Raw genomic sequence first — 25,954 nt, 5'->3', positions numbered from 1 at the left:
GTGTTTAAATCAAAATAAAGCTGCCTTATAAGGTTATGCCTATCCCGGCAAGAATGGATTTGTTGTTTGGATAAGCCCCGTTATCCACACCCGATGTGATGGCCGATTGTTCGTTGCTGCTTACTTCCGGGTCATATCCGGTATATTTTGTCCAGGTAACCAGGTTTTGCGCGGTAACATATATCCTTATCTTTTTAATAAATGACCGTGAAACAATTGATTTAGGGATGGTGTACCCCAGGCTTAGGTTTTTTAATCTTAAATAGGAGCCGTTCTCCACAAAACGGTCTGATATGGTTGCTGCGGGATCCTGAAATGCGCTGTGCACGTCGGTATTGGTATTAGCGGGCGTCCACCGGTTAAGCAAGGTTGCGGTGGCATTGGTATAACCGGTACCCAGCTCCAGTACGCCCCGTTGCTGGTTATATATTTTATTGCCATACGAGCCCTGCAGAGATACATTCAAATCAATACCCTTATAAGAGAAAGTATTGGTGATGCCGCCTGTAAACTTAGGCTGCGAATTGCCCAGTATCACCCTGTCGGCTGATTGGGTGATCTTTCCATCGCCGTTAATGTCCTGATAGGCCTGCCCGCCGGGAGCTGTATTGGCGGCCGGGGTAAGCGCGGGGCCGCCGGCCTGTATCAGTCCGTTGGTCTTGTAGCCAATAAATGACCCAATGGGCTCACCCACTCTTAAAATAGACGGCAGGGATGAATCAGGAATGAACTGGTTTACGCCATTGCCACCCAGGCTGAGTACTTTATTACGGTTTACCGCAAAAACCAAACTGGTATTCCAGACAAAAGAGCCGGTAAAGTTGTGTGTATTTATACTCAGTTCAAAACCCTTGTTTTGTACCGAACCAACGTTTTCATACTGCTGCGGATTGGTAATAGCGGTATTGGTGATAATGGTAAGTCCGCTTGTTGCAGGCAGCGGCAAATAAAGTAGCAGGTTGGTTGTTTTTTTATAGTAGATGTCGGCTGTAAGGGTTATCCTGTCCTTAAGCAAGCCCAGATCAAAGCCAAAATCATACTGGGTTGTTTTTTCCCAGGTAAGATTGGGGTTTGAGAGGCTATTGGGCGCAAAACCAGCCAGGGTAGTATTGCCAAAGTTATACCGATAATAACCCAGCTGCGAAAAAGATTGATAAGGAGGTATATCGCTGTTACCTGTCTGGCCCGCACTCAGCCTGAATTTAAGCTGACTGATCTGTTCTACATTCTTCAGGAAATTTTCGCTGGAGGCATTCCAGGCTACAGCCGCTGATGGGAAAGATGCCCACTGATGGCCGGGCGCAAACTTGGATGATCCATCGGCACGTAAGGTTAATGTTAACAGGTATTTACCGTTATACCCATAATTAACGCGGCCTAAATATGATTTAAGCGCCCAGGTATTGGTAGACGATGAAGGCGCCACGGCAAAACCACTGCCCGAAATAGAAGTGATACTGCCCGAGCCCAGGTTGTTAAAGGTATCATAATCGCTTACAAAACCCGAAGACCCGGTAACTGCGCCTTCGGCATTAAAGGCTTGCTGGGTAAAACCCGCCAGTATGTTCAGGTTATGGTTGCCCAGTTTTTTTGTATAAGTAAGGGTATTTTCATTAAGCCAGTTAGTGGAGTTAAGCGTGCCGGTTTCGCCCAGGCCCGAATAACCCGACCCTTCGTACACAGAAGCGGGCAAATAGCGGTTCTGCTTGTTGTCAATAATATCAACGCCTGTCAAAACCCGTGCGGTAAGGTCGTCGGTGATCTTATAGTCGGCCGAAATATTACCCAGGATACGGCTGGTAGTGGTGGTATTAATTTGATTATACAGGGTATTGATAGGGTTACCGTATGTTCCTTCAAATACGTTTTTAATGAAGAATGACCCATCAGGGTTATATACCGGGGTGGTTGGCGTCATCAGCAAAATGGCTGGCACAACGCCCTGCGGCGCTACCTGCGCCCTGGTACGGCTGCCGGTTATAAATGATGATATTTTTAATTTATCATTATAATCATGCTCCACATTTACACGGCCTGCATAACGCTCAAAATTGGTGTTTTGCAAAATACCATCCTGCTTAAAGTAATTACCTGAGAAAGCAAGGCGTGTCCTGTCAGTCCCGGAAAGTATGGACAAGCTGTGATTTTGCGAGTTGCCCGTCCTGAAGGCGGCGTCCTGCCAATTGGTATCGGCATTATATGGATTAAGCTGCGCCTCGGTTTGGGGTGTTTTACCTGAATTGACCAATGCATCATTACGGAGCGCGCCCCATTGACTTGCATTAAGCAGCGGTATGGTTTTGATTACTTCCTGCCTGCCGTAACTGCCATCATAGTTAATTGATGAAACACCCGACTTGCCTTTTTTTGTGGTGATGATAATTACACCGTTGGCGCCGCGCGTTCCGTATATGGCCGTAGCCGACGCATCCTTCAACACCTCAATATTTTCAATATCGGCAGTATTGATAGAGGCCAGAGGATTGATCTTTGGTCCGTTGGTTACCCCGGCATCGGTAAGGGAGTTGCTATTTGAGGTTGGGAAGCCATCAATAATATACAATGGTTCTGCCACTGCGTTAATGGAGTTTACACCCCTGATCTGTACGGTAACACCTGCTCCCGGCTGACCGGTTGCCTGGGTTACCTGTATACCAGACACTGTACCCTGCAATACCCTGTCTAACGATGGTACTGGCTGTTTTAATGCCAGTACCGGAACCGATGCCACAGAACCGGTAATGTCTTTCCGTTTTTGGGTACCGTACCCTACTACAACCACCTGGTTAAGCTGGCTTTGAGCATCTTTCATTAGTATTTCAACAGGACTGCCATCGGCTATATACTCCTGCTTTTCATAACCTATAAAAGTGATGATCAGTTTATACGGAAATTTTTGACCCGTTACGAAACTGAACTTGCCCTGAATATCTGTTGAGACAACGTGTGTGGTCCCCTCAATGCGTACAACCGCGCCGGGCAATGGTTCTTTGGTGGCGCCATCAACAACCCTACCTACCAATTTAGAATTGATGGTGGGTTGTGTTTGCTGAGCCAAAGCTATAAACGGGGTAAAAAAAATGAACAATAACGGGATTAATAAAAGTTTTTTCATGTCGTCGGCGGGTTAATTAAATGGGTTAAAAAACTGGACGAATGAATCGCAGACGCTATGCCGGCGTTATTTGACAAGGCACTTTTAATGTATAGCTGCCGGTATTGAAGATTAACTGCTTTACCCTGGGATTTGAACGGCTGTTCAAGCCGGGATACGAGCAGCACATAGCCTTTCCCGACTTTTGCAATATTTTGCATAAATTTGAAATAGTTTAAAATGACACCATTGAAACAGGCTCAACGCCAATCGATCCCTGTTTCGTTGTTTTAACATCCGGGGAAAAGCAATTGCTTTTCCCTTATTTTATTGATCTGGTTCTGTTATTATTTTTTCATGTTCCTTCCTGTTGATATTTTCCGCTCCTTTAAAAAAGCCGGCGGAGAATAGTTCATTATTTAATAAAGGGTATTATTTTTTTTAATTTTTCACGCAACGAAAGCCCAGGTGCTCCATGCCGCTGTCTTCGGTGGTCTTCATCCGCCGGGACACCCTAAACCCTGAGCAGTAGCTATCATTACACAAAAACGAGCCGCCCCTAACCACCCGCTTTATAGCGTAAGGCTCATCGGGATCAAATGACTTTGCCGGCCCTTTTGGGTTTTTAACACCTCCTGAGCTGCTAACCGTATTGTAATACCGGTAATCGTAAAAATCGGCACACCATTCCCAAACATTTCCGGCCATGTCATACAAGCCATACCCGTTAGCTGTAAATGACCTTACAGGCGCTGTATAATAAAACCTGTCGCGCTGGGTGTTCCGGTACGGAAAATCGCCTTCCCAAATATTAGCTTTGGGCTTGCCGTCGGTCACCTTTTCATTTCCCCAGGGATATATGTTATCTGTAAGGCCTCCCCTTGCGGCGTGTTCCCACTCCGCTTCGGTAGGCAAACGCTTGCCTGCCCATTTACAGTAAGCCTGGGCATCATAATAAGACACCTGCGTTACCGGGTAATTCCCTTTGCCTTTAATATCACTTCCCGGCCCATGCGGATGTTTCCAATTAGCCCCTTTTTTCCAGGCCCACCACTGGCTGTAATCATTTAATGCCACCGGCTGTTTTGCTGGAACAAAGACCAGGGATGCTGCTACCAGCAAACTATCGGCCGGTTTTTCGGCGCCGGGAGGCAGTTGTTTTTTGAGTGCCTCCCAATCTGGCTTTTGCTCGGCTGTGGTAATATACCCGGTAGCCTTTACAAACTTTTCAAATTGCGCGTTTGTAACTTCAGTGCGGTCCATCCAAAAACCATCAACGGTAACCTGGTGTTTTGGGTACTCATCTCTTTCGGCCTGCTTGTTATCCGCCCCCATCCTGAAAGTACCGGCGGGTATCCAAACCATCTGGTCATGACTGGTATCGGGCCCCGCAATAACCGCCCCCGCTAAATGCGCGGGCTTAAACCGGCTGGGGATATTTGACTCGCAGCATACCGCTTTCTTTTTTTCGGCAACCACATTGGCTTTAACGGCAACCTTCGCTTTTTCTTTTTGTTTACATGCTGAAAACCCAGTAACGCCGGCGCCAATAATTAACAAAACATGGTATATTTCCTTCAGGTTCATATATGTATTATAGCCATTATATTTTTACCGGCTGTAAGTTATATGTTTCCTGAGATATTTCCCCGTTAACGCTTTCGGGTTTTTCGGGCCGGTAAAGATGATGTTCCTGCAACGGTACATCTTTATTAACCATTGGGCCATCGGCAGCAAGTTCGCTTCCTGCTACTTTTGATTTAAAAATGGGCCACAATAACTGCGCGTACCATTGGTCGCCTTCATAGTGCGATATGCCATAAGCTTTAGGATATTGGCGGGAGATATGCGCCGTTCCGAAAATAACATCCCAAAGAAAGAACATATTACCAAAGTTACCTTTGTAATAACCCACGCCATCATCAGTAGTAGCCGCATGGTGGGCATGATGGGTTGCCGGTGTTGATATAGTACGCTCCAATACCCAGGCCAGCGGATGCAGCCACTTGTACTGATAAAAAGGCTTATCCCACGGAATGCTGGAATGGGCAAGCGTGGTGATGGTGCCTTTTATACCTTTTACAACAATAGCAGGAATACCCAGGCCCAGGTAAACCAGCGCGGTAGTTAAATAAGTTTGCGAAAAAAACAATGAATAGATCACATTTTGCCTGCTGGCCATGGCCATGCCCATGTATGATGCCGAATGGTGTGTACGATGAAAACGCCATAACCACGGCACTTCATGGTGTAAACGGTGGTACCAGTACTGTGTCAGATCATCGGCAACGGCAATGATGATAAATCCCCAGAAAAACGGCACCCAGTTAAAAGCATCTTTAAACCCGGGCAATATGGCCGGCAAAACTTTAAGGCCGTAGTAAGCAACTACCGGCTTAATAATTAGTTTAGGGATGGTAAAGCAGGCAATATCAACCCAGCGCTCGTTCCGGGTCCACCGTTTTTTATAAAGTCCAAATGAAAACTCGAGCACCCCGAGTACCAGCACCAAAACAGAAAAGCCGTATCCATTAAGGTTGTCAATTATATTTTTTATCTGTTCAATCATGATATTTATATTAAGGGTTTACAGTTTTACTTTTCGCGGCTGCTTTTGGTAATTTTTGCTCCTGTTGCTTTTTCTGCCATGGACGCTGGCCGGTAAAGTAAAATGTGGCAAACATTAACACAATAGGCAATGAGTATAATACCAGGCTTAACAAGGCATTTCTTATAATTCGTTTTTTAGTAGTTTGTTCCAGTTTCATGATCAGGTTGATTTAATTTGTGTTGCAGGTACAGGCTTGGCCTCATGACTGTCTGAAAGCAGCTTTTTGGTGAGCCAAAGCCCGCCGAAAATGATAATAAAGGGTATCAGGGTGACAATAACACCTACCAATATTTTTTTCCCCAGCAGGGATACATCGTTAATGGTCATAAAAAATTATATAAGGTGGATTAAACAATAAGGCAATACACTAAACCCGCTGTGCACAACGGTTTAAGCCTATAAAACTTAATAAGAAAACTTTAATGATCAGATCAATACCTGGCGGGTATTGATTGCAGTGTGGGTAGATCCTACGAAGCCCGGATCAACAGCAACAACAAAAACGAAGAGAAGAATCAGTTAACATCTGATAAGCAGCAAAGCCGTAATTGGAGTTTAAGTCGGGTTGCATTTTTTTTAGCTTTTTGAAACAGTTTTTACGTGTATTTTTTTATCTCTCCGGCAAATGTATATAATTGTTTTTATAATTACTACTAATTCTATAGAATTTATATATATAAAATTGAACTTTTATTATTTTCATACCTTTTTTGTTCAAAAGAGACAAAAAACAGCGCAAACGGCGCTTAAAACCGCTCAAAAATTATGTGTTTGTAAATGTTTAAGACTAAGGTACCAGTTCTGTAACGGTAGTTGTAATGGTATTAACCACATCACTTTTAAACTGGTTTGCACGTACCTCCGTTAATCCTGCCTGTTTTAAGGCTACCAACTTTAACTCGTCTGCCTGCCCTAACACCAGATCGGCAAAATCGGCCTTGCTGATGTCGCCTTCTGCCAATTGCTTCGTCCACGTCTCTAAATCATCCTTAAGTTCTGCAAGAATTGCCTGCCCATCGGTTGTGGCGGCGGCCACGTATTCTTTCAAACTGCTTTCGGCCAGGTTTGTAATACCCTTTTTTAGCTGCGACAGTATATTTTTAAAATCTATTGCCATGGCTCAGTTATTTGGTTACCTCTGATGGTTTCGTCTTTTTGCTTTCCAGCTCGGCTATCTGATCAAAAGAATTTCCTATCTGTTTCTTTTTATCTACAATGTAAACCTCATTGCACTTGCCTTCTTTTTTCCATTTTACCAGGAAGCCACCAAATAAATGCCCTTCCGGATTATTCAAAATGGTCCACATATTGATAGTGATCTCATTGTGCGGCCGGTGTTTATCGTACTCAATTGCCTTGTCAATTGCCAGCTGAATTGTTTTTACTTCGCTTTCATGCGCCGTATAACTTTCCGTAGCTTTATCCATGAGGTTGAGTGCATCTACTTTTAAAGAAGTAACCTGCATATAGGCCGTTTGGTCAAATGTAGATATGGTTGGACTGCAGCTAAAAAGTAGGAAAAGAGGCAGCAAAAGTTTGAGAGAGAGCTGGGGTGTCTTCATAACAAATCATTTAAGTAAATTTAACGATAATTTATTCGATAAATCAAACATTTTTTTTAATAATAATCTGATTTTTAGATACCTATAATCACGAAATAATAAAAATACATGGGTACTTCAACCAGTTCGGCTGCCATATTTGCTTATCACCGGTATATGATAGCACTGCATGGCAACCAGGGAACTGCCGCTTTAGGCTGGCGGGATAGGGAAAGCCAGGTGGTGCGCTTTGATGCGCTTGCAGCAATTGCCGACCTGAATGATCATACTGTGCTGGATGCAGGGTGCGGTCATGCCGATCTGCGTGCTTTCCTGCACCGGCTTTACCCCGCTGTTACGTACTGTGGTGTGGAGCAGATACCCGAGCTTATGGACGAGGCAGTACGACGGTACGGTAACTGGCCGCAAACCTCCTTTGTTTGCGGCGATTTTGTTACTGACCCAATTCCTACTGCCGATTATGTGATAGCGAGCGGTTCTCTTAACTATTACAATGACGATCATGATTATATATTCAACGCTATTTCAAAACTATATGAGCACTGCAAACTTGGGTTTGTTTTTAACCTGCTGAGCCACGTGATACCTAATGGGCTTATTGTTGCCTATAATCCGGAGGTGATCATGAAACACTGCCGTTCTTTAAGTAAGAATGTATTTTTGAAAAACGACTACAGCAATGAAGATTTTACTGTTTTCATGTACCGCTAAGCCAATGCTGATACCCGTGGCTTTTTTATCATGTTAGTGGCATGCGCGGGGATTTTATCATTAAATTATACTTTACTTTGTCAAAAAAACAACAGCTTATAAAATTTAAAATATGAAACAGGGACTATTAATTGATATGGATGGTGTTATATACAGCGGCGAGGAATTGATATTTGGCGCTGATAAATTCATTAATCATTTATTGGCAAAGGATATCCCCTTTGCCTTTATGACCAACAATAGCCAAAGAACAAGTTTAGAGGTAGTACGCAAGCTAAAAAGACTGGGCATTACGGTTGAGCCCAAACACATATATACAAGCGCTATGGCTACAGGTAAGTTCCTGGGCGACCAAAGCCCCAACGGTACTGCATATGTACTTGGCGAAGGCGGCTTATTGACCAGCCTGCATGAAAACGGCATTACCCTGGTTGATACCGACCCTGAATTTGTGGTTTTAGGCGAGGGCCGCAATTTTACCCTCGAAATGGTTCAGCGGGCTGTTGATATGATTTTGGCTGGCGCCAAATTTATTACCACCAACAGAGACCCATCTCCTAAAAAACCCGGCTGGAACAATTTAGGGATTGCAGCCACAACCGCCATGATTGAAGAGGCCACAGGCCGCAAAGCATTTGTAACAGGTAAACCCAGCCCGGTAATGATGCGGTCGGCCCGCAAATTTTTGGGACTGGAAACAGCCGAAACAACCGTAGTTGGCGATACGATGGAAACTGATATACAAGGTGGTGTGCAAATGGGTTATAAAACCATATTGGTATTATCCGGAATATCCTCTAAAGATCAGCTTGGTCACTATGCCTTTAAACCCGACCTGATTGTTGGCTCGGTTGATAAAATTGAGTTCCCTTTAAAATGGTGGTAACAAAAAAACCCCTCATGAATATATTCATGAGGGGTTAATATAGTGATTGGTTCGTTTATTTAAGTTTGGTAGCGCCCTCTCCTTCTATATCGGTTATAACCGAAGCGTTTGTTAGCGGCAGGTTTACCAATACCCTTGCGGCGGTCCACTTGCCAAGTGCAGCATTATACTGACCGCCAAGCTGGGCAAACGTACCCGAAACAGCAGTTGGATACGGAAAGAAAAGGGTGTTGCTGCCCTGCCTGTTAAATGGCTGGTCAACCAGGGTGATCAGGTCCTTCAGATCATAAAAATCTGTATTGGTAATGCGGTAGCCAACATTGGTATTGGGGTCATACAAACTGCCGCCACTGCCGTAAAATATCACATCAACCGGTTTACTGGTTTCCGTAATGTTGGTTCCCGTGAATACAGCAACACCGGCGGCATTACCACTATTGGCGAGCAAATTACCAGTTTTAGTGCCGTGCGTTGCGGGAAGGCTTGTGGTATTAAAATCGGGGCTGTTAACTGTAGAATAATCAAAAGCTGTTACCCAGTTAGATGAGCTTATATCAGTTGAGGCCGAACCAGCTATTTTTTTACCCGCGCCGCCTACATAAAAATAAGTGCCTTTGGTAACCTTACCCGATGTAATTTCAAGCTTATAGGTCCGCAGATCGCCGGTTGCCCAGCCTTTTACAGGGAAGCCCGAAGGTGTTGAAGCCCCCGCATTGTTCGTAGTTACCACTGTAAAGTGTTCTGTTGAAAAATCAATATCCCTGGTGGCCAGCAGCTGTATATATTCATAATTAGCGTCGGTGCCTATCGGATCGGTAATAAAACCGGTGATAACGATTGGCGTGATCTCAATAACCGAACTCAGGATGGTTACATCCTTAGCCTGGCGCATACGCAATTGTGGCACAACACGGCCATCCGCACCGGTAGTACCAAATATGATCCCAGTGAAATTTGCACTAACTGGTAATGTTTCATCTGCAAACCTGGCCGCCGCCTCTGTGTGAAGGCCAATGTTTCCAAACCCGTCGTTCACAACTCTGTCGCCCGCAAGTTTATCAGTAGGTGCCGGCAAGGGGTCAAACCCGCCTTTAACAACAGCTACCAAAGTACTTTCATAAGCATCGGGGTTGGCCAGGATAGCGCTGCTGGTTACTTTTTGGCCTATCACCGTGTTACCTGAGGAAACCTTTGTGATAGCACTGGTTGGTATACCGGTCAGTTGCAAAGTGCCATCAACGCGTTTTAGCACGCCGCCGTCTATATTTATCACTACCGAATCTCCAGGGGCATAAGTAGCCGCGGCATCCCCTATTGATATAGATATACCCCTTAGCTTTGCACGGCGTTTATTTTGCACCACCAATAACCCGGCAGGCATATTACCCCCCGAGTGATCAGAAACAACAACACCAACTATTTGATTGGCGCCAAACATATTTTTAGTATCCAGCTTTATATCGGCTCCTTTGTATATGGTCCTTACGTCTGAAATGGCTATGGTTGGGGCCAGGGTTCCGCCAGGATAGTTATTTTCCTTGGTACAGCCAGACCAGGTACCGGCTGATGCAAGCAAAAGGAAGGTATAAAATAATATCTTTTTCATTTTCAATTTATATCAAATTATTCTGTTAAAACTATTATGGTTTTTGCCACCAAACGCGGGTGCTTATCAAGTCGGGACCCTGCGATGCTATGGCTGCTTTATAACTTGTTGGGTTGGCCGACTGTACGTAAACCGGGTAAGGGATCCGGGCAGGCATTACTCCCCCATTCAACAAACCGGCCCCCTTGGGTAGCAGCGGGTGCCCGGTTCGGCGATATTCAAACCATTGCTCAAAGTCGGTCCAAAAAATGGTATAATATTTCTGTACGTGTATCATTTCCATTTTTTCGTCGAGTGTTTTATTATCATCCCAGGTAATGTCGGCAGCGGCCTCATATTCAGCCAGCGATTTATCATAGGTTGGCAACCAGAAGGTGATGGCATTGAGCACCCCGTTGTCATAATAGGTTTTGGCAGGCGTGGATATCCATCCTTTGGCGGCGGCTTCGGCCAGGATAAACTGCAGCTCGGCATAGTTCATGATATTACCCATCAAAGGCTCGGTCATTAATGATTTTGCCGATGTATTTGTACCCTGTACATTTGAAAGGAAGTATGACTTTTTTATTGGCGCGTTACCCGGAGCATAACCGCTTGGTACACCAACATAACCACCGTTGTATGTGGATACCGACCAGCTCAACTGGTATAAACGAGGATCGGCCCATTTGGTTAAATTATCAATAAAAAAGGACGCGATTGATGGCGCCCGCCAATCCTGCTCACGTACACCGCCTATAAATGGCGAGGTAAGATACCCAGAGCCGGTCCACCGCAATACCGCCGACTCCGTATTGCCGGCCATGATGGGATAGTTAGCAGCATTGTTGTCTACAATATCTTTAATTTTCGCAATACAATCGGCAGATACCTCCGCTTTGCCCGAAATACGGAGCAGCAGCCTCAGGTATAATGAATTACCAAATTTTCGCCACAGGGAAACATTACCGTTAAAAACGGGGTCACTTGAGCCTACAACATTGGTTGCTTCGCTTAGCAGGGTGTTTGCCTCTTCCAATTGTTTAAATATTCCCAGGTATATGTCTTTTTGCTTATCAAACGCCGGCTGAAAAACCTGGTCCTTCCCCTGGTTCGACTGAGAGTAAGGAACATCGCCATAAGTATCGGTAAGCATCGAATAAACCCAGGCCTGGCAAATCAATGATATGCCCTGGTACCCTTTGTTAAGGGTGATAGGCTGGCTGGCTATGGTGTAAATGTCTTTAAAATTGGTTAACTGCAGGTACCAGTTGTTCCAGGTATAATCGCCCCAGGTATTTTTTATATCATACCTGAAAACTTTACCCTCCGAGTCACTTTCGTCAACGGTAACCTGCATCAGCTCATTATTAAAAGTGCGCGAGCGCAACATATTTACAGATACTGTTTTAACCAGTGCCGGTGCCAGCAGTTGCTGGGGTAACGCAATTGGTGTGGTGTTAGGGTCGGTGTTTATTTCTTCAAATCCCTTTTTGCACGATGGCTGTACTATAGCAAACAGTATTACAGTACAAATAACTTTATATATATTTCTTTTCATTGTTCAGCTTATTAAAGTGAAATAACAAGGTTAACACCCATGGTTCTTGCAGATGGGAACTGCCCAATTTCAAAACCCTGTGTAATATCAGAGCCGTTAAGCGTACCAAATTCAGGGTCAAAACCCGGCCATTTGGTCCATATGAAAAGGTCGCGGCCGTAAACCCCTATGGTAGCGCGTTGTATGCCTATCCTGCTTACAAGCCTCGCGGGCAGCGAATAATCAAAGCGCGCCTCTCTGAGCTTGATAAAATTGGTGCTGTAAGTAGCGCCCTCGGCGTTATTGGCCCCAAAGTTAGATTGGTAATACTGATCAATATCTGCAGCAACAACATCGTTTTTACGATAAGTCCCATCGGGGTTTTGCACTACGCCGTTTCCAATAATGCCATTATACCTGCCCGGGAGCGTATTTTTTGTTTTGCCTTGTTCTGCCATTTTATAGGATGTAAGTGAGTAAGCCACCGCGCCATATTGAGCGTCAAATAATATGCTGAAATGAAACTGCTTATATTTAAAATCATTATTGAAGCCTAATTTCCATTTTGGAGATGTATTGCCCAGGTAAACAATATTGGGCGAAATTAGGGCAACACCGGTTGTAGGGTCAAAAACCACCTGCCCGTCCGGAGCGCGCTGATAGCCCCTGCCGTACAGGTCGCCCATGCTCCCGCCAACCTTTGCAACAATCTGGCCACCACCTGTCGGGCCAGTTTGAAGCACCACGGCGCTATCAGCCAGTTCCCTGATCTTATTACGATTAGCAGAAAAAGTAACGTTTGTTGTCCAGGTTAAACCCTTGGGGCTTGATACCGGGCTGCCGTTTACTACCAGCTCTATACCCCTGTTGTTTACCTTGCCTATATTGATGATGGAATGATCGGCACCTGCAGATGCGTCAATAACCCGGTTAAGTATCTGGTTTTTAGTAATTCCGGAATATAAGGCCAGGTCAAACCCTAACCGGTTTTTAAAGAAACGCACATCGGCCCCAACTTCAAAGGTAGTGGTTCGCAGGGGCTCAAGGTTTACATCAGGCAAAGTTGTAGGATTTATTAAGCCGCCCGGATAGGTGCTGCCTGCCGATGAGTAGGAAAATGAGGTGCGGTAAGGCACGGTTGTTCCGCTGCCCACACTTGATGCCGATGCCCTTACCTTGGCAAAACTGATAGTTTCGGGCAGTTTAAATGCGTCAGATAAAATAAAGCTGGCACTTGCCGACGGATAGAAGAACCCTACTTTATCCGTCCTTTTAGGCGTTGCCAAAACGCTGTTCCAATCCTGGCGACCGGTGAGATCAAGGTATAAGTAGTTTTTATAGCTCGCTGATAATAACCCATAAAAACTATTTAAGGAATACTTACTACTATAAGGCAGCGTGATAAGGGGGCCGGCGGTATTAGCCATGGAATATGCACCGGGATAGATCAATGAATCGGCCCTTACCTCATCTCTCCTATAAGTATTTTTCAGCATACTGCCGCCTGCAGTAGCGGTTATGGTAACATCCTTGTTTATGGCTTTGTTATACCTTAACAGGAAATCGCCGCTCACCTCTTCCGAAAAAATGTTTTGTGTGCGATATGAGCCCTTAGGGTACCTGGTTCCGGCATCATACGGGCGCTCCTGCGCGCGCTGCTCATAGCCCATATCCAATGATGTGCGTAACTGCAAGCTTAAGGCCTTTGTAATGTCATAGGTTGCCTGTACGTTCCCGGTCACCGCGTTGCGGCTGGATCTGTTGATAAACTCATAAGTGATAGCATAAGGGTTCTCGGGGAATGAGCTATAAGGATATTGGATTGCACGACCTTCCTGCCCAAGCTTCCAATAATTTTTAAGCCAGTCCAAATCGGCGCTGGGTTGCCAAAAAATAAACCAATACATCAGCGATTGGTTACCGTAACCCGCTCCGGGCAGGTTGTCGCTAAACTTGTTCTGGTAATTTACCTTTGAACTTATGGTTAGTTTATCGTTGATCTTGGAGTTTACCGATAAGGCAACTGAATTGCGGCCATAACCTGTATTTGGGGTGATCCATTTATTACTAACGTTTGTTGCCGAAAACCGGGCGGTAGTTTTATCAGTCCCTCCGTCAATGCTTACTGAATTGGTAAACGTTTGGCCGGTATCAAAAAACTCGCGTATCTTATTTTTATAAGGCACCCACGGCGTTCTTACTGTTGATTGTTTTTGAGTTACCGGATCATACTGAAAAAACATCTGGCCATCAAACCGCGGGCCGTAGGCCGAACTTGTCCCACTGGTACTGGAACCATCGGGACCTGCTCCGTAAGAATAATAGGTAGCACCGGCGGTACCCTGCCCATATTCAAACTGAAGATCGGGCCAGCGGTTGATCTTTTCGATGGAAGCATTGGAGTTAACCGTTATGCCAACACCCTTCTTTTTGGCATTACCTGATTTTGTAGTAATGATGATGGCCCCATTTGCACCACGCTGACCATATAAAGCGGCCGCACCGGGTCCCTTCAGTACCGAAATACTCTCAATATCCTCAGGATTGATATCATTTATACTGCTGCCATAATCTGCGGGCATATTATCGCTTCCGGTACCGTAAACCTGTTCGCCGGCAATGCCGGTGCGCCGTCCACTACCTTGGTTCATTACTACCCCATCCAGTACAATAAGCGCTTCATTATCACCTGTAAGATTATTCTCGCCCCGTAAAATAATTTTGTTTGAACCGGTAGGCCCGCTATTGGAACGTATAAGGTTTAAACCGGCAACCTTGCCCGAAAGCGCGTCGGTCCAGTTGCTGGAAAGGGCGTCAGTGAGCTGCTCATTTTTTATAACGGTAGCCGCATAGCCCAGGGCTTTTTCATCGCGTTTAATACCCAACGCGGTAACCACCACCTCGTTTAGTGTGGAGTTTGATTTGCTTAATGTAATGGTTGTACCTACTGTAGCCCTGTTAAAACTAAGGCTTTGAGTTGCATACCCCACGGTAGAAAAATTCACCTGGCTGCCGCTTGCTACCAAAACAGAAAACTTACCTTCATTATTGGTAAAGGTTAATAGCTTTTTTGCATTATCACTCACGGTAACCGCTCCAAGCGGTGATTTATCGTCGGCTGATATTACCGTACCGCTAACAACAACCATATTAAGCTTTTTAATAACCAGGTTACCATCAATGTTTTTAATGCCAACACCTGCCTGCTGTTGCAGTACCTGGGTAAGTTTGTCAAATGACAGGGACTCATCTGGTAATGTAACCATGGCACTCATATTCAAATCGGCCTCAAAAGAAACCTTGTAGCCATATTTATTTTTAAGCGTATTTACGATGGCTTGAATGCTGATACGTTTTTTTTCAAAACCATACTGATCTGATGGAGATACCTGTGCCTTTACCGTCACTGAAAAAATCAGCAACAGCAGAGCCGGACATAATCTTTTCCGGATAAAAAATAAAAGTTTAAGTTGTTTCATGTTTAATCAAAATAGTATAACAGTGTGTTGATTTTTGTATCGGTAATGCAATCCTGTGGCGTAGCTCAAGCCGTTCAAAAGTTTATCAATGCCGGTATCCTTCATCTCGCCGCTAAAACGTGCGCGCCTGCTGGCCGATGGCTGTACTTCAACCTTAATGTTGTACCAGCGTTGCAGCTTTTCGGCTATCTCGTTGGCATTGTCATCTTTAAAAAACAGGGTTTGATTTTGCAGGGACGAAGCATCATGTGCATTTACTTGCTTAATGGTTATTTTGCGCCTATTTAGCTGATAAATGAACTGCTGCCCTGCCTTTAAATAATGTGTATGGTTATTTTCGGTTATACCAACCAGCCCGGTAGCTACCTTAACTTCGGTATTTGCTTTTGGCCGCGAGTAAACATTAAATGATGTACCTAACACAGTTACCGCCAAATGGCTGGCGGTATGTATAATAAAAGGCTTATGAGCGTCATGCTTAACATCAAAAAACGCCTCGCCGGTTAATTGTATCTCGCGTTTGGCAAATCCAAATGAATTGGCATAGCTTATTTTGGAGTTGGGCGCCATAAATACCTTAGTACCATCGGGCAATGTAAGGCGGCCACCAACGTTTTGAGCGCTTTGTAATGTTTGTATGCTACTGTTGGCCTGGTTTTTAGTTTTTTGCACATAAAACCATCCTAAAAAACAAAACAGCAATAAGCTGGCGGCTATCCCGGTGATGAGGTGCGATCTTTGAAAACCTTTTTTATTATTTGACTTTGGCAGTTCAAAGATGCGATCGAGCAGGTGAAGCCATTGTTCATCAATGTCATTTTGCTTTAATGGCTGCTCGAGCTGTTTTTTTCTCCGTTCAAGGTAGGTAAGCAAATAGCGGTGTTCGGTTTGTTCGTTAGCCCAGTCAACAACCTGTTGTACCTCTTCGGTGCTGCTTTCGCCATTAACATAATTTAGTATTGTTTCCCAGTTCACGCTTTTTAATTTTACTTAAAGAGCATTAAAGGGCTACTTTCCACCTAAAGAAATTATTATTAGTATATTAAATTAATATTAAGTTTTGAGACAGGTTATACGCAACAGCAAAGCCGGGGCGGTCCGAACTGTTTCAAATTATAATAAGTAATCAGATCGTAGTAAAAATCAGGTTAACCAGCATCAGCCCGCCGGCAATAGTAGCCTGGTCAAGATTGCCGTTACGCACGGCATGGCTCAGTTGTTCTATTGCCTCACGCATGTTGTATTCTACTTTTTTCTCGGTAATATCAAGCACATGGGCTATTTCGGCATTTTTTAAGCCTAACAGCCTTAGTTCTATCATTTCTTTACGATGTAATGGCAGCCTGCCAATCAGCTCTTCAACAATTTTTATAGATTGTTTGGCCACGAATTTTTCAAAGGGATTATAAGTATTCTCGGGGATGTCAAAAGCATTGTTGGGTAATTGGGAGGTTTGATAACGGGACGACAGCGCTTTTAACGCTCCGTTTTTTGCCGCCCGGAATAGATATGGCCTTAGCTCATTGATCTGCAATTTATCTTTTTGCTGCCACAGGTTTAAAAACAGATCGGAAAGTACATCCTTGGCCAGGTCTTCGTCATTTACTATTGAGCTTACGTAACGAAAAAGGGGTGTATAATTATCCTTAAATATACATTCAAACCCCTCTAATGTATGCAATAACGTAGTATGTACTGTTTTCATATGGGATTGCAAATTAAGCTTTGGTATATTTAAATAACAAAATACCAGCGTTAAATTTGAGTTAACAATATGCGATTATGCGATATACGTTACCCGACTTGCGGCAAAATCAATTGGAACACGTTAAATTGGCCATAAGAATATAAAACATCCCAGCGGGCGCTATTGACGCTTATCATTGTCATTGCTTTCAGCCGAGAGCAATGACATAACTTCATTTTTTAAGGTATCAGGAATGAGCATAATACTTTGGGACATCTGTGCATTTTGGGGGTAAGAAGAGCCGGGTAAAACAGGACAATGCCCTTTAAGTACAAAACATCCTTTTCGGTCTTCGTAGGTTACGGTTATTCTTAGCTCTGTAAGTAAATGTATATCGCGGTATACGGTGCGGGTGCTGATATGGAATTTTTCTTTCAAATAATCAACCGTTACAACCTTTTTAGCCTGTAAAACTACCAGCATTTCCAAAAGCCTGTCAACCCTGTTCATTCATTATATCTTATTGATCATATACAAAAATGAACCCCGGTATTGACAGCAGTATGTCAGTACAAAAAAAATATTTCAATTATGCCCGGTTACCCAAAGAGTTTAAAATCATTGAACTTAATTAGTTCTGATCCTGTCCCGCTCGTCCCGGGCCTGGCCATCCTGTTTATTGCGGCCCGTGGCACGGGTATTACCAAATGACCTGGAGTAGGTAAGTTTTATAATGGGAAATTTGGCGGATTCTGTTTGCACATCTACATTACTTTTTATGGAAAACGCTTCCTGGGTTAAGGTGCCATAATAAACGTGTATGCGTACCGTCCTCAATATGTCGGAAACAGAAAGCTGAAAACTGCCGTTATTATTTTTCAGCTCTTTTTTAATACCCGCGTTTAAGGAACCAAAGCCGTCTACCTTAATGGTGGCGTTATATGATTGTGAATTATACCATCCCGAAAGTTCGAAAGACCATTGTTGTGGTAGTTTGAAGGATTCGCTAAAATTAAGTGAATAAATAAAATATGATTTTTTAAACGGATAGATGGTATAGCCATCCCCTTTAAACTGGCTGAGCCCCCCGGTAAAACTGTAGTTCATATCCCACCAGTTGTTTATTTTAAAGGGTAAATTAGCCTGGAATGTTAAATTGTTTTGATAGTTAAGGTTTTGCGGGGAAATATACAGCAGGTTCTTTGAGGGGCCTGTACTTAACTGGTATCGGGCGATGAGATCTTTGTCGCGGCTAAAAAGCAGGGAGAACGAGTAATCGTGGTAATTATATCCTAATTTGATATTGCTGGTAATAGTTGGTTTTAAAAAAGGATTGCCCGTATAAACCGCTGTAGGGTCGCTGTAGCCAAAGTAAGACGCCAGATCATTATAAGTAGGCCGGCTGATCCTTTTTGAATAAGACAACTGCAATTCTGACACGGCATTAAGTTTCCGTGAAAAGAATACACTGGGAAATAATACCCCGAGCTTGCGGTTAATCAGGCTATTGCCGGTATGCGGATCATCCATGTTGGTATAAGAATATTCATATCTCGATCCAATTGTAACACTTGTTGATGAGTCAAGCCGGGCATTGAGTGACGCATAAGCGGCTCCTATCCCCTCTTTCATGTAAATATTATTAGCCGTTTCTGTATTTTTAATCCAGTTGCTGTTTACCAAACTTTCAATCCCCGATGAGCTTGAGCTTGTAGTATAAGTACCTTTAATTCCGGTTTCCAGCTTCAGTTTGTCATTAAATTGCTTACTGTAATCTACTTTGGCTACGCCTACATTAATAGAAGTATTGGCAAACCCTCTTTGCCTCGGCTCATTAATGCTATTATTAGCGTACACCTGCTCGCCTTTTTCATTAACAAATGAGCTTTTCACATCTGTAGGGTTGTTATTGCTGTAATGGATATAATCCGCGTCAACATTTATTTTCTCACCCTCGCTTAACGTGTTATCCAAATTAGCAGAAGCCACCAGGCTATTCCATTGGTTTTGCTCGGTTATATAGCCGTTATAGGTTAGTAAGGAGTCGGGCAGTACTTTATACAAGGCATGGTTATAATTAGCCGCGGATGAATTACTATTGTTGTAAGCTATGTTGCCCCCGATAGTTGTTTTAGGTGTTAATTTTATGTCGACCCCAAATGTCGCGTTATGATCATCCTGCACGCGTTTAGTCTCAGTAGTAAAAACCACGGAACCATCGCCGCCTAAAAAAGGCATATATTGAGCGCTGGTTATATAAATGTTACTATAAGTACGGTCGTGCGAAAAGGTGTAGGAGCCAAACAGGTTGATGTTCTTTGCATTTCTTGCCAGATTTACACTGCCCGAGCCCTTTTCGCCCCATCCCTGCCCACCCGTTAGGGTAAATGAGCCGCTCGTTCCTTGTTTTTTATTTTTTTTCGATACTATATTGATCAGTCCCGCGCTGCCCTCCGCATCATATCCCGCCGGAGGAGTTGACAGTAATTCGATCCGGTCAATATTGTCGGCACTCATTCCACTTAACATATTAACCACCTGGTCTGTTGGTATACGCATGAGTTTGCCATCCATCATGACCATAACACCGCTCTTTCCATTTAAATTGATCCCGTTATTCCGATGGTCAATAACTACCCCGGGCGACCTTTCCAGAACCTGCAGGGCCGAACTCCCTTTGGTTAGTACGCTATTAGCAACATTTACAACCATGCCATCATTCCTTTGCTGATACAAGGGTTTATCGGCTCTTATTACTACCTCTCCTAACTGCCGGGTGGTTTCATTCATCACGGTAACTCCTAAATCTTTTACCGGTTGATTAGCTGCAATATTAAATGCCGGCGAATTCCATGTTTGATAACCCATACTGCTTATCCTGATGATGTAACTTCCCGGTGCAATACCCTCAAAACGGTACGCGCCCTTTTCGTTAGTCAGCATACTTTTTATCAAGGATGTATCGATACTTTTCATCAAAAACACGCTGACCAATGAAAGCGGCTGACCATTGCTGGTCGTTATATTTCCCGATATTTGAGCAAAACCTGGCTGTAATGAGCAAAACAGCAGTAAGCTAATGCAAAGAGTTTTCATATGGGTTGAGTATTTGCGGTGTTAACACTACAAAGGAATACCTACCCAAAAACTAAAAAAAACAAGTATGACCAATGACCTGATATAATTGATAAACTGCGGAAAGTTTAACAAAACCTCAACAACGTGCTATTTTAAAGGAGGTAATTACCGCTTATCATCCGGCAGGCGCAGGTAATCAATTATTTAAAGCAGCTTATACAAAAAGCACACGCAAATAAATACAATAATGTATCTTAGATTATATATAAAAGGTAATGAGCGCTTTATCTACTAACATATCAACTAAAAGCTGGTTGTTTAAATATAAACTATACCATATTCCTTTTTGGTGTGTTTACCATTATATGTGGTGGTTGCTGGCTGTTGGTAATCCTGTGGTAGCTGCCAGCTCCATGTTTTTTTCTGCTTATTCCGTAAAAATCCTTTCTTATGTTATTTTCCAGGCGCTTGCGGTGTATTTTAATCTTTATTTCCTTATTCCGAGGTTTCTTGAAAAAAACAGGTTAACCGAATATATTATCTACCTGGCTATAACCATAGTTTGTGCTTCTTCGCTTATTAACACAGGTTATTACCTGAGCGCCTTTTTAGCGGGTTGTACTGTTAAAAAAATGTTTGGGCCCGAGGCTGGCAATTTTTCTCACTTCTACAACACTTCACTCCCGTCAACAGTAGCCAGTATGACGCTTGCCATGAGCATCAAATTAACCAAGAATTGGATACAAACAGAAAGAAGGCAGCAGCTTTTGGAAAAAGAGAAACTGGAAACCGAACTTAAGTTCCTGAAATATCAGTTTAATCCGCATTTTCTTTTTAACAGCATCAACTCCATATTTTTCCTTATCCACAAAAATCCCGATATGGCATCTGCTTCCCTCGCAAAATTTTCAGAACTGCTGCGGTACCAGTTATATGAATGTAACGACCAGCAGATCTCGCTGAACAAGGAGCTTGCTTATCTTGAAAATTTTATCGAGCTTGAAAAATTAAGGCAAAACAATGATGTGAACGTTACTTTTGATCTGGATGAGCCGGTTACAGATCATTTAGAGATAGCGCCATTTATACTAATGACCTTTGTTGAAAACGCGTTTAAGCATGTTTCTAAACACACGGGAGGTTCAAACTGGATCAATATCAAACTGACATCAGATCAGCAGCAACTTCACCTTTTTATTGCCAACAGCACATCGCCCGGGGAGGTTAATGAAGTATTAAATTATGGTGGCATAGGCCTTAAAAATGTAAAAAGAAGGCTCGACCTGATATACCCCGGACAATACGTGCTGGACATACAAAATAGTACAAACCGGTTTGAAGTACGGCTGCAATTAACATTGGCCGAGATGAGATTACCGTCAAAACTGCAAATAGCCTGAATACTAAATAACATATAATGATCAACTGTGTAATTATTGATGATGAACCGTTAGCAAGAGAAGGCCTGGCCAATTATGTACGGGAAGTTGATTTTTTACATTTGACAGGAACATGTGAAAATCCGCTTGAGCTGATAAAACTGCTTGACCAACACCGGGTAGATCTGATATTCCTGGACATACAAATGCCTAAAATGAATGGTATCGATTTTTTAAAAATCGTTAAAAACCCGCCCATGGTGGTTATCACGTCAGCCTACCCAAGTTACGCGCTCGAAAGCTTTCAATTAAATGTATTGGATTATCTTTTGAAGCCCATCACATTTGACCGTTTTTTTAAATCGGCCAACAAGGCAAAAGATTACCACCGGCTCCTTACCAACTCCGTTTTGACCAACCAGCAAAAAGATGTATCAGACGCTGATTATTTTTTTATCAAATGCGGCAACAAATATGAAAAAATATACTTTGACGATATCCTTTATGTTGAGGGAATGCAAAATTATGTGACCATTTTTACCAGCAAGGGTAAATACATTACCCTGTTAAACTTAAAAAGCCTGGAACAAAATTTAAACAGCAGATCTTTTATACGGGTGCATAAATCTTACATAGTTTCGATAAATAAAATTGACGGCATTGAGGGTAACGCTATATTTATGCAAAGCCACCAAATACCCATTAGCCGAAATTACCGCGAGCAGGTTATAGCCCGGGTAGTTGAAAGTAAGTTATGGGATAAAATAAAACTTTCTTAGTTGTTTTTCACCCTATCGCGCAAAATGACCCTGATGCCGGCTACTCAAACAGCGTAGCTAATTTTATTACTTATAAAATTCATTTTTTTTGAAGTTGATGTCCAATACGTTTTATATCACTTGATATGGAGGTGTAATTCATATATTTAATAGCAATTAAAATTTAAAACAATGGACGAGTTTATTTTAATTTTCAGGCATGAAGACGGTACTAAGATAGCTTCGCCTGAGCAGATCGAGATTTGGATGAAACAAACTATGGACTGGATAGGTGGCATTGCCGCACAGAACAAGTTTACTGTAGGCAACGGACTATATTTTGATGATGCCAAAGTGGTGCGGCATAACAATGTGGTTACCAACGGCCCTTTTGGCGAGATCAAAGAGACAATTGGCGGGTATATTATTGTTAAAGCAGATTCTGTGGAAGAAGCCGTGGAATTTGCAAAAGGTTGCCCCGTTTTACAGGGAGACGGCAATAGTGTAGAGGTAAGGAGGATTGCAAAGCGCGATAACACCCATTAAAAACAAGCCCCCTGTGTGTTACATTATGCTACAGGGGGCTTTTTATTATGGAAAAACAAGAATTGATACCACATTTATTCAGAACCGAATACAGGAAGATAGTAGCTGTACTTTGTCGCCGTTTTGGATTTGACCAGATGGAAACGGCCGAAGACATCACCAGCGATACTTTTCTTGCAGCGGCACAAAGCTGGAGCTTTAAAGGGATTCCTCCAGACCCCACCGCGTGGCTTTATAATGTGGCTAAAAACAAAGCAAAAAATCATCTGCAACGCCATACCGTTTTTGAGAGTAAGGTTTCGCCTGAAATAAAAAACGGCACACCCGAATTTGACGAACCGGACATTGACCTTTCGCCACAAAACATTAATGATAGTCAGTTGCAAATGATGTTTGCCATTTGCCATCCCGCTATTTCGCCCGAAGCACAGATAGGTTTGTCCCTGCGCATACTTTGTGGTTTTGGTATTGATGAAATTGCCGATGCTTTTGTCACCAATAAGGAGAACATCAATAAACGCCTGTTCAGGGCAAAAGAAAAGATCAGGAATGAAAAAATCAAGATCGGGTTTCCGGGCCCGGCAGAGATAGAAGAAAGGCTTGACAATGTATTAACAACCATTTACCTGCTGTTTAGCGAAGGATACTATTCAGTAAGCCAAAACCAGATACTGCGTAAAGAATTATGCTTTGAAGCCATGAGGCTATGCCATATGCTTATTGAAAACAACGAAACCAACAAGCCACAGGTAAACGCGTTGCTTTCGCTCATGTGTTTTCACGCCTCCAGATTTGAAGCGCGTATGGGCAAAAATGGTGAACATATTTTATATGACGATCAGGACATAACCCTTTGGGATGCTGACCTGATTAGTAAGGGTGGTTATTTTTTAAAATGTGCAACCACCGGCAACAGGCTTTCAAAATATCATATAGAAGCCACCATCGCTTACTGGAATACCCAAAAAGCCGACACTAAAGAAAAGTGGGAAAACGTACTTCAGTTATATAATCATTTACTGCAAATTGCATACTCGCCTATAGCTGCATTGAACAGAACCTATGCCCTGTCAAAAGCCAATGGCAAAAAAGAAGCAATAATTGAGGCAGAAAAACTTAAACTAACTGATAACCAGTTTTATTTTACCCTGCTTGGCGAATTGTATACCGGCATTGACAATGAACAAGCCAAACTGAATTTTAAAAAAGCATTACATATAGCCCGGTCACCAGCCGATAAACAGATAATACAAAAGAAAATTGAATTGTTGTAAACGCATATATTTTTGTAATAGCGTGTAAACCACAAACAGAGGAGGTAAAACACCTCCCCTGTTAGCTAAGTATGAGGTAATTTATAAAAGCACCTCGCACCTGTAACCAAAATTCTTCATCAGCAGGATAACGCTTTGTACGGATATGTTTTCGCCCTCAACCCGCAAAATATGGTCGCAATCATCAAGGTCAAAGTTTATATAACTTTCGGGAAAGTATTTTTTTAGTTTGCGGACAAGCTGCACCGACAGATTTTTATCCTTAACATCCGTTTTAAAAACCTCAACCATTTTACTGATCATTATTTTTGTTGAATATTTTTGCTTTATCATCATTTTGCTCTATTGCACTGAATATCAGCAATTCATTTAAAACCTATAGTTAATGCCGGTTTGCAAGGCCACCCCTGTTTTCTTTAACTCGGTTAAAGGAACCCTTTTATTCAGATCATTAAAGGGAACCCAGTTCACTTTTTGATCTTTTGAGTACAGGTCCAGCTTCTGCGTAAAGTTATATCCGGCGCTTACCGTTACAGAAAAGCTTTTCGCGAGTTTGTACTCATAATATAAGCTGCTTTTAAACTGCTGCACTTGTAAATAATCTGAATCCATTTTTTTTGACAACCTGTAAGATCCCCCTCCTATACCAAAATCGATGCTCATGCCAATAGCGTTTTTGGCTGATAGTTGGTAGTTTAATTTTTCAGAAACAGGTAGTGTGCCGGTAAAGCTCAGTTTGTCATTAATATTCCAGTCAACACCTATCACAGGCACCAACAGGGTTCCAAAAAACTGCTTTGAAAAAGCGGTCCCTATTGAATAGCTAAAATTTGCCGATTTTCTGATCTTTAGCATAACGGCACCTGTATAAAGCATATCATCGCCGGATATATCTTTCAAATCAGATGAAATTGCTGGTATAAATGAAGCGATCAGCGCGTATTTAGGCGAAAACGACTTTTGGAAAGTGACCGGTACCGAGATCGTGTGAAACTTTGTTTCTCCGAACTGCGTACCCATACCCGAAAGAAATAGCCCGCTGTAACCCGCGCCTACCAGCAAAAAATCAAGCTTACCATCATTTAGTTTATTAATTAACGGAAAAGTTAATGTTCCATTTACCTGTTGTATATTCATTTTCCTGCCTTTGTAGGTAAATGGCGAATAATTATAATCGGTTTGGAACGAACCTAATTGCGGGGTTGCCGGTGAAGGCGCGCTTTGTTGCACCGGTGTGTTTTGTTGTGCCTGTGCTGATAATTCAAAAGAAATTAAAGCTATTACGATCAAATACAAAATTCCTGTTTTCATAATGTGTTGTGAGGTTATTATTTTTATTAATTTTCCTTTGAAACACGTTAAGAATGGTTTACCCTTACCCTCTTTGAAATTATTTTTAAATGCTTGGGGACGTCAAATAATTTATTTGCCCGATGCTTTAAAACATATTTGGCAGGCATCAATAATGAGCGACAGATACAATTGGCGGAAGATCATCAACTACAAAAACAAAGAGCCCGGTCAATGACCGGGCTCTTTGTTTTTTGTTTAAAAATAGTTCTGTTAATTATTAAGCAGCGTTTTTCTTTTCAGTTACTTCTTTACGAATATCAGTAGCAATTGTTTTTAATTGTTGCATAGCATTACGTAAACGGGTGCCGGCAGCTTTATTGCCCTTATCATAAAATGCTTGTGCATCTTGTTCTGCTGCCGCGATCAGTTCTTTTACTTTTTGAAAATTTTCCATGATAAAAATTAAATAAA

23 protein-coding genes are annotated in these 25,954 nt (G+C 42.7%); 6 read left to right on the top strand and 17 right to left on the bottom strand.

Features of this window, described 5'->3' with window-relative positions; genetic code table 11:
• Positions 1–25: 25 nt before the first annotated feature.
• The 7 genes from J2W55_RS06315 to J2W55_RS06285 all read right to left on the bottom strand — a co-directional run bounded on the left by J2W55_RS06315 (position 26) and on the right by J2W55_RS06285 (position 7,267).
• Positions 26–3,115 carry a SusC/RagA family TonB-linked outer membrane protein gene (locus J2W55_RS06315; RefSeq protein WP_310093203.1) on the bottom strand — a complete coding sequence of 1,030 codons (3,090 nt, stop codon included), beginning with the start codon at positions 3,113–3,115 and terminating at the stop codon, positions 26–28.
• A gap of 420 nt (positions 3,116–3,535) precedes the next feature.
• Positions 3,536–4,681 carry a formylglycine-generating enzyme family protein gene (locus J2W55_RS06310; RefSeq protein ID WP_310093200.1) on the bottom strand — a complete coding sequence of 382 codons (1,146 nt, stop codon included), beginning with the start codon at positions 4,679–4,681 and terminating at the stop codon, positions 3,536–3,538.
• 16 nt (positions 4,682–4,697) lie between these two features.
• On the bottom strand, positions 4,698–5,663 hold the full coding sequence (locus J2W55_RS06305) for a sterol desaturase family protein (RefSeq protein WP_310093196.1): 966 nt from the start codon (positions 5,661–5,663) through the stop codon (positions 4,698–4,700).
• 10 nt (positions 5,664–5,673) lie between these two features.
• A complete protein-coding gene (locus J2W55_RS06300; protein ID WP_310093195.1) occupies positions 5,674–5,862 on the bottom strand; it encodes a hypothetical protein in 189 nt (62 codons plus the stop codon).
• A gap of 2 nt (positions 5,863–5,864) precedes the next feature.
• Positions 5,865–6,032, bottom strand: coding sequence for a hypothetical protein (locus tag J2W55_RS06295; RefSeq protein WP_310093192.1), 168 nt, complete (start codon positions 6,030–6,032; stop codon positions 5,865–5,867).
• 460 nt (positions 6,033–6,492) lie between these two features.
• Positions 6,493–6,822, bottom strand: a complete 330-nt coding sequence (locus tag J2W55_RS06290; protein WP_310093190.1) for a hypothetical protein — start codon at positions 6,820–6,822, stop codon at positions 6,493–6,495.
• 7 nt (positions 6,823–6,829) lie between these two features.
• Positions 6,830–7,267, bottom strand: coding sequence for a hypothetical protein (locus tag J2W55_RS06285; RefSeq protein ID WP_310093188.1), 438 nt, complete (start codon positions 7,265–7,267; stop codon positions 6,830–6,832).
• Positions 7,268–7,375: 108 nt separating this feature from the next.
• On the opposite strand from J2W55_RS06285, the gene J2W55_RS06280 reads away from it, so the two are divergent.
• Both J2W55_RS06280 and J2W55_RS06275 read left to right on the top strand, forming a co-directional pair.
• Positions 7,376–7,978 carry a class I SAM-dependent methyltransferase gene (locus J2W55_RS06280; RefSeq protein WP_310093186.1) on the top strand — a complete coding sequence of 201 codons (603 nt, stop codon included), beginning with the start codon at positions 7,376–7,378 and terminating at the stop codon, positions 7,976–7,978.
• Between the two features lie 112 nt (positions 7,979–8,090).
• Entirely contained in the window at positions 8,091–8,864 is a 774-nt protein-coding gene (locus J2W55_RS06275; RefSeq protein WP_310093184.1) for an HAD-IIA family hydrolase, read from the top strand.
• A 55-nt stretch (positions 8,865–8,919) separates the two neighbouring features.
• Here the strand turns inward: J2W55_RS06275 and J2W55_RS06270 are convergent, their stop codons facing one another.
• The 7 genes from J2W55_RS06270 to J2W55_RS06240 all read right to left on the bottom strand — a co-directional run bounded on the left by J2W55_RS06270 (position 8,920) and on the right by J2W55_RS06240 (position 20,251).
• On the bottom strand, positions 8,920–10,470 hold the full coding sequence (locus tag J2W55_RS06270) for a DUF5689 domain-containing protein (protein ID WP_310093182.1): 1,551 nt from the start codon (positions 10,468–10,470) through the stop codon (positions 8,920–8,922).
• Positions 10,471–10,504: 34 nt separating this feature from the next.
• On the bottom strand, positions 10,505–12,010 hold the full coding sequence (locus J2W55_RS06265; protein ID WP_310093180.1) for a SusD/RagB family nutrient-binding outer membrane lipoprotein: 1,506 nt from the start codon (positions 12,008–12,010) through the stop codon (positions 10,505–10,507).
• 11 nt (positions 12,011–12,021) lie between these two features.
• Positions 12,022–15,468 carry a SusC/RagA family TonB-linked outer membrane protein gene (locus J2W55_RS06260; RefSeq protein ID WP_310093178.1) on the bottom strand — a complete coding sequence of 1,149 codons (3,447 nt, stop codon included), beginning with the start codon at positions 15,466–15,468 and terminating at the stop codon, positions 12,022–12,024.
• Between the two features lie 6 nt (positions 15,469–15,474).
• Positions 15,475–16,443 carry a FecR family protein gene (locus J2W55_RS06255; protein WP_310093176.1) on the bottom strand — a complete coding sequence of 323 codons (969 nt, stop codon included), beginning with the start codon at positions 16,441–16,443 and terminating at the stop codon, positions 15,475–15,477.
• 151 nt (positions 16,444–16,594) lie between these two features.
• Positions 16,595–17,173 carry an RNA polymerase sigma factor gene (locus tag J2W55_RS06250; RefSeq protein WP_310093175.1) on the bottom strand — a complete coding sequence of 193 codons (579 nt, stop codon included), beginning with the start codon at positions 17,171–17,173 and terminating at the stop codon, positions 16,595–16,597.
• Positions 17,174–17,335: 162 nt separating this feature from the next.
• Positions 17,336–17,665, bottom strand: a complete 330-nt coding sequence (locus tag J2W55_RS06245; protein WP_310093173.1) for an HTH domain-containing protein — start codon at positions 17,663–17,665, stop codon at positions 17,336–17,338.
• A gap of 117 nt (positions 17,666–17,782) precedes the next feature.
• A complete protein-coding gene (locus J2W55_RS06240; RefSeq protein WP_310093172.1) occupies positions 17,783–20,251 on the bottom strand; it encodes a TonB-dependent receptor domain-containing protein in 2,469 nt (822 codons plus the stop codon).
• Positions 20,252–20,508: 257 nt separating this feature from the next.
• Between J2W55_RS06240 and J2W55_RS06235 the strand changes: the two genes are divergently transcribed.
• The 4 genes from J2W55_RS06235 to J2W55_RS06220 all read left to right on the top strand — a co-directional run bounded on the left by J2W55_RS06235 (position 20,509) and on the right by J2W55_RS06220 (position 24,190).
• A complete protein-coding gene (locus J2W55_RS06235) occupies positions 20,509–21,633 on the top strand; it encodes a sensor histidine kinase (RefSeq protein ID WP_310093171.1) in 1,125 nt (374 codons plus the stop codon).
• Positions 21,634–21,650: 17 nt separating this feature from the next.
• Positions 21,651–22,391, top strand: a complete 741-nt coding sequence (locus J2W55_RS06230) for a LytR/AlgR family response regulator transcription factor (protein ID WP_310093170.1) — start codon at positions 21,651–21,653, stop codon at positions 22,389–22,391.
• Between the two features lie 171 nt (positions 22,392–22,562).
• Positions 22,563–22,916 (top strand): YciI family protein, encoded by a 354-nt coding sequence (locus tag J2W55_RS06225; protein WP_310093168.1) that lies wholly within the window; start codon positions 22,563–22,565, stop codon positions 22,914–22,916.
• A 47-nt stretch (positions 22,917–22,963) separates the two neighbouring features.
• The gene (locus J2W55_RS06220) at positions 22,964–24,190 is read left to right on the top strand and encodes an RNA polymerase sigma factor (RefSeq protein ID WP_310093166.1); all 1,227 of its coding nucleotides are present in this window, start codon (positions 22,964–22,966) and stop codon (positions 24,188–24,190) included.
• Positions 24,191–24,271: 81 nt separating this feature from the next.
• Here J2W55_RS06220 and J2W55_RS06215 read toward each other — a convergent pair whose 3' ends face one another.
• The 3 genes from J2W55_RS06215 to J2W55_RS06205 all read right to left on the bottom strand — a co-directional run bounded on the left by J2W55_RS06215 (position 24,272) and on the right by J2W55_RS06205 (position 25,937).
• Positions 24,272–24,493 carry a hypothetical protein gene (locus J2W55_RS06215; RefSeq protein WP_310093164.1) on the bottom strand — a complete coding sequence of 74 codons (222 nt, stop codon included), beginning with the start codon at positions 24,491–24,493 and terminating at the stop codon, positions 24,272–24,274.
• Positions 24,494–24,559: 66 nt separating this feature from the next.
• Positions 24,560–25,501, bottom strand: coding sequence for a DUF6268 family outer membrane beta-barrel protein (locus tag J2W55_RS06210; RefSeq protein ID WP_310093162.1), 942 nt, complete (start codon positions 25,499–25,501; stop codon positions 24,560–24,562).
• A 259-nt stretch (positions 25,502–25,760) separates the two neighbouring features.
• Positions 25,761–25,937 carry a BF3379 family histone-like protein gene (locus tag J2W55_RS06205; RefSeq protein WP_310093161.1) on the bottom strand — a complete coding sequence of 59 codons (177 nt, stop codon included), beginning with the start codon at positions 25,935–25,937 and terminating at the stop codon, positions 25,761–25,763.
• Positions 25,938–25,954 lie beyond the last annotated feature (17 nt).

Source organism: Mucilaginibacter pocheonensis (assembly GCF_031456535.1).
In the GTDB taxonomy this organism is placed as follows: domain Bacteria; phylum Bacteroidota; class Bacteroidia; order Sphingobacteriales; family Sphingobacteriaceae; genus Mucilaginibacter; species Mucilaginibacter pocheonensis.
The sequence above is the reverse complement of the archived record's forward strand: the minus strand, read 5'-3'. Positions and strand labels throughout refer to the sequence as shown.

Coding starts and splice junctions, on each gene's coding strand:
- J2W55_RS06220 (WP_310093166.1), top strand. CDS start 22,964: ATGGAAAAACAAGAATTGATACCACATTTATTCAGAACCGAATACAGG.
- J2W55_RS06285 (WP_310093188.1), bottom strand. CDS start 7,267: ATGAAGACACCCCAGCTCTCTCTCAAACTTTTGCTGCCTCTTTTCCTA.
- J2W55_RS06245 (WP_310093173.1), bottom strand. CDS start 17,665: ATGAACAGGGTTGACAGGCTTTTGGAAATGCTGGTAGTTTTACAGGCT.
- J2W55_RS06235 (WP_310093171.1), top strand. CDS start 20,509: ATGAGCGCTTTATCTACTAACATATCAACTAAAAGCTGGTTGTTTAAA.
- J2W55_RS06230 (WP_310093170.1), top strand. CDS start 21,651: ATGATCAACTGTGTAATTATTGATGATGAACCGTTAGCAAGAGAAGGC.
- J2W55_RS06270 (WP_310093182.1), bottom strand. CDS start 10,470: ATGAAAAAGATATTATTTTATACCTTCCTTTTGCTTGCATCAGCCGGT.
- J2W55_RS06315 (WP_310093203.1), bottom strand. CDS start 3,115: ATGAAAAAACTTTTATTAATCCCGTTATTGTTCATTTTTTTTACCCCG.
- J2W55_RS06250 (WP_310093175.1), bottom strand. CDS start 17,173: ATGAAAACAGTACATACTACGTTATTGCATACATTAGAGGGGTTTGAA.
- J2W55_RS06215 (WP_310093164.1), bottom strand. CDS start 24,493: ATGATCAGTAAAATGGTTGAGGTTTTTAAAACGGATGTTAAGGATAAA.
- J2W55_RS06275 (WP_310093184.1), top strand. CDS start 8,091: ATGAAACAGGGACTATTAATTGATATGGATGGTGTTATATACAGCGGC.
- J2W55_RS06260 (WP_310093178.1), bottom strand. CDS start 15,468: ATGAAACAACTTAAACTTTTATTTTTTATCCGGAAAAGATTATGTCCG.
- J2W55_RS06300 (WP_310093195.1), bottom strand. CDS start 5,862: ATGAAACTGGAACAAACTACTAAAAAACGAATTATAAGAAATGCCTTG.
- J2W55_RS06265 (WP_310093180.1), bottom strand. CDS start 12,010: ATGAAAAGAAATATATATAAAGTTATTTGTACTGTAATACTGTTTGCT.
- J2W55_RS06280 (WP_310093186.1), top strand. CDS start 7,376: ATGGGTACTTCAACCAGTTCGGCTGCCATATTTGCTTATCACCGGTAT.
- J2W55_RS06225 (WP_310093168.1), top strand. CDS start 22,563: ATGGACGAGTTTATTTTAATTTTCAGGCATGAAGACGGTACTAAGATA.
- J2W55_RS06205 (WP_310093161.1), bottom strand. CDS start 25,937: ATGGAAAATTTTCAAAAAGTAAAAGAACTGATCGCGGCAGCAGAACAA.
- J2W55_RS06305 (WP_310093196.1), bottom strand. CDS start 5,663: ATGATTGAACAGATAAAAAATATAATTGACAACCTTAATGGATACGGC.
- J2W55_RS06240 (WP_310093172.1), bottom strand. CDS start 20,251: ATGAAAACTCTTTGCATTAGCTTACTGCTGTTTTGCTCATTACAGCCA.
- J2W55_RS06295 (WP_310093192.1), bottom strand. CDS start 6,032: ATGACCATTAACGATGTATCCCTGCTGGGGAAAAAAATATTGGTAGGT.
- J2W55_RS06210 (WP_310093162.1), bottom strand. CDS start 25,501: ATGAAAACAGGAATTTTGTATTTGATCGTAATAGCTTTAATTTCTTTT.
- J2W55_RS06290 (WP_310093190.1), bottom strand. CDS start 6,822: ATGGCAATAGATTTTAAAAATATACTGTCGCAGCTAAAAAAGGGTATT.
- J2W55_RS06310 (WP_310093200.1), bottom strand. CDS start 4,681: ATGAACCTGAAGGAAATATACCATGTTTTGTTAATTATTGGCGCCGGC.